This is a genomic window from Streptomyces sp. NPDC048411, assembly GCF_040704695.1.
Taxonomy (GTDB): Bacteria; Actinomycetota; Actinomycetes; order Streptomycetales; family Streptomycetaceae; genus Streptomyces.
The window spans coordinates 1-3272 of record NZ_JBEZKL010000272.1 but is presented as its reverse complement, the minus strand read 5'-3'; the positions used below and the strand labels follow the sequence as shown (position 1 = coordinate 3272).

The window sequence follows — 3272 nt, the reverse complement described above, 5'->3', positions numbered from 1 at the left end:
GTATCGGGGCGACCCTCCGCCTTGCGATCGCACGCACCAGACGCCGCCAGGCCCGCCCTACGGGCGGACGACGCTACTTTCGAAACACGCCCTAGCCCCGCCACATGTTGTCGAACGCGGCGCTTTCGACGTCCTGTCGCAGCTGTGCGGCCTCCAGCTCCGTCACCGCGCCGCCGACAGCGGCCAGTACCGTCGTGACCGCGTCCCCGATGAGGTTCTCACGGGCCGGCGACGGCTCGTCCCCGAGCCCCAGAGCGGCCAGCAGAGCCGCGAGGACGGGCTCTCCGGACGCCCGGCGTTCCTCGGCACGGACATGTTCCGGCGAGTCGGCCGGTACGGCCCGCGCGGACCGCAGCCGGAACACGTGCCCCCGTGGGTGCGCGACGAGCCCGGCCTTCTCCAGGTCCTCGACGTAGGCCGCGGCGAGTTCGCCGCCGCGCCACCACAGCCAGCCCTCGACGGTCTCGTACCGCTCCCCCCGCCGAACGAGCGAGGCGAGCGCCTCGTCCAGCAGACGGTCGCCTGTCGCCACCCGCGGGCCGGGCACCATGCGGTCGCCGTCCAGGGTCAGCGCCCCGCTCTCCAGGAGATCGACCGCCTCGGCCCCCGCGAGCGCGAGGGACAGGCCGCCCTGCTCCACGGTCCGGTCGGGCGGCAGGCCAGGGCGATGAGCGCGAGGGCTTGTGCGGTGGTCATGAGTCCCGCCTCGTCTCCAGCAGGCGCAGCCACACCTCACTGATGGTGGGGAAGGCCGGTACGGCGTGCCAGAGACGCTCGACCGGCACCTGCGCGGTGATGGCGACGGTGGCCGAGTACAGCAGTTCACCGACGCCCGGTCCGACGAAGGTGGCGCCGACGACGACCTCACGGTCCCGGTCGATGAGGATCCGGGCCTTGCCCCGGTAGTCGGGACGGTACTGGAGGGCGCCGGCGAGGTGGCCGATCTCGTAGTCGACGACCTCGACGGAGCGACCGGTGCGCTCTGCCTCACGGACGGTCAGGCCCACGGAGGCGACCTCGGGGTCGGTGAAGACGACGCCCGGGACGGCCTCGATGTCGGCCGTGCCGGTGTGTGCGGACCAGCGGCCGGTGTCGAGCTCCTCGCCCCGGGCCCGGGTGGCGATCACGGCGCCGGCGATCCGCGCCTGGTACTTGCCCTGGTGAGTGAAGAGCGCCCGGCGGTTGACGTCGCCGACGGCGTACAGCCAGTTCCCGGGGACGGCGGTAACGGTCAGGCTGTCATCGGTGGCGAGCCAGTCACCCGGGCTCAGTCCCACGGTGTCGAGCCCGATGTCCGCCGAGCGCGGGGCGCGGCCGGTGGCGAAGAGGATCTCGTCGGCGGTGAGTTCATCGCCGTCCGAGAGGGTGATCCGGACCTCGCCGTCGGACCCCCGCTTCGCAGCGACGACCGAGGTGTTGAACCGTACGTCCGCACCGGCCTCCCGCAGGCGCTCGTTGACCTGCTCGCCCGCGAAGGGCTCCATGCGCGGCAGGAGCCCCTCCTCCCGGGCGAGCAGGGTCACCCGGCTGCCCAGGGCCTGCCAGGCGGTGGCCATCTCGACGCCCACCACACCGGCGCCGACGATCACCAGACGCTCGGGCACCGCCTGGGCGCTGGTCGCCTCCCGGCTGGTCCATGGCCGCAGGGTCTCGATCCCGGGCAGCGGGGGCAGGGCCGCCCGGCTGCCGGTGCACACGGCGACGGCGTGTCGGGCGCGCAGGCGGACGGTGTCGCCGTCGGAGGTCTCCACGGACACCTCGCGCTCCCCCGTCAGCCGTCCGTGGCCGCGCAGCAGGTCGATGCCGACCGACTTGATCCACTCGACCTGGCCGTCGTCCTTCCAGTCCGCGGACATGCGGTTGCGGTGCGCGAGGACGGCCTCTGCGTCCAACGGGCCTTTGACGGCGGGGTCGAGCCCGGGAACGTGTATGGCGTCGGCGCGGAGCAGGGCGGGGCGCAGCAGTGCCTTACTGGGTTCGCAGGCCCAGTACGAGCATTCGCCGCCGACCAGTTCGCTCTCCACGATCACGGTGCTCAGGCCTGCGGCGGTGGTGCGGTCCGCGACATTCTCGCCGACCGGTCCTGCGCCGATCACTATGACGTCGTATGTGCGGATGTTCTCGGTCGTCATGTGTCCTCCGGTGGACGGGTGCCGGTCGAATGGTGTCGGGTGGGTGACGTGGCCTCCGGGGTGGGCGGTCCCGGCGCGGCGGGGGGTCGGTCGCGCCGGGACCGGGCCTCAGCGGCCGGGGGCGCGCTCGGTGACTTCCTGGAGGAACCACTCGTTGCCGTCGAGGTCCTTGAAGGCGGCGAAGGTGCCGTAGCTGGACCGCTCGGGGTGCAGACCGGGCACCCGGTGGGTGCCACCGGCGTGGTGGAAGGCGCCGGTCTCGTCGCGGAACGGGCCGGAGACCTCCACACCGCGGGACTCCAGCTCCTCCTGTGCCTTGACGATGTCGGTGACGGTCAGCTGGAGGCCGTGGAGCGTGCCCGCCTCCTGCTGGGTGAGGCCCTCGCCGAAGATGACCGAGCACTCGGAGCCGGGCGGGGTCACCTGCACGATCCGGTAGCCGTCGTTGATCGGGAAGTCGGCGTCGAGGCGCCAGCCGAGCTGCTCCACGTAGAAGCCCTTGGCGCCGTCCACATCGGACACCGGCAGAATGACGACTTCGAGCTTCATGTCCATGGCTGTGATCTCGCTTTCGATGGTTCCGATAGTTCGGTCATGGGGTGGGTCGGTGCGCGTCGGGTCTCACTGTCGGCCGCGGTCGACATGTCCCGCATCAGTCACCTGACGGTGTGTCCCGGCCAGGACCCGATGTCAGGCCCTTAAGCCATCCGGCTCGTCCGCGTTGACCCATTCGTTACGTGGCCACCAGCACCTGACGGCCTTCGGATACGTGTGAATCTCGGGTGCTCCGCCCTCAACCAGGTGTGCGCGCACGACAGTCCACGGCATTGACCAGATGTGCCATGCGGCTGTGGCCGCGCCCCGGGCGGAGACCTTCGACCGGTCACGGAAGGACAGATCTTGAGAAGACTGAACACGTACACGCCGACCGTCGGACACCCAGGTGAGAGCGTGATGGCCACCGCCGTCAAAAGCACCCTCGCGCGTCACGGATGGCACCACTGACGGTCCCGTCGTGTGGCCCCGGTCGGCCCGGCACGAAACCGTGCCGGCTTCAACACGTACACGGCGACCGAGCTGCGGGGGTCGGGCGGTGCGCTGGCCTCCCGGGACAACTACGCCGCCCATCTGATCGGCGAG

The 3272-nt window shown here is 71.2% G+C and carries 3 protein-coding genes; all 3 read right to left on the bottom strand.

Annotation, left to right across the window (positions count from 1 at the left end):
- Positions 1-91: 91 nt before the first annotated feature.
- A complete protein-coding gene (locus tag AB0915_RS38720) occupies positions 92-640 on the bottom strand; it encodes a GPP34 family phosphoprotein (RefSeq protein ID WP_366696043.1) in 549 nt (182 codons plus the stop codon).
- Between the two features lie 52 nt (positions 641-692).
- On the bottom strand, positions 693-2132 hold the full coding sequence (locus AB0915_RS38715; protein WP_366696041.1) for an NAD(P)/FAD-dependent oxidoreductase: 1440 nt from the start codon (positions 2130-2132) through the stop codon (positions 693-695).
- Positions 2133-2240: 108 nt separating this feature from the next.
- Positions 2241-2687: a VOC family protein gene (locus AB0915_RS38710; RefSeq protein WP_366696039.1), complete on the bottom strand. Its 447-nt coding sequence runs from the start codon at positions 2685-2687 to the stop codon at positions 2241-2243.
- Positions 2688-3272 lie beyond the last annotated feature (585 nt).

Coding starts and splice junctions, on each gene's coding strand:
- AB0915_RS38715 (WP_366696041.1), bottom strand. CDS start 2,132: ATGACGACCGAGAACATCCGCACATACGACGTCATAGTGATCGGCGCA.
- AB0915_RS38710 (WP_366696039.1), bottom strand. CDS start 2,687: ATGGACATGAAGCTCGAAGTCGTCATTCTGCCGGTGTCCGATGTGGAC.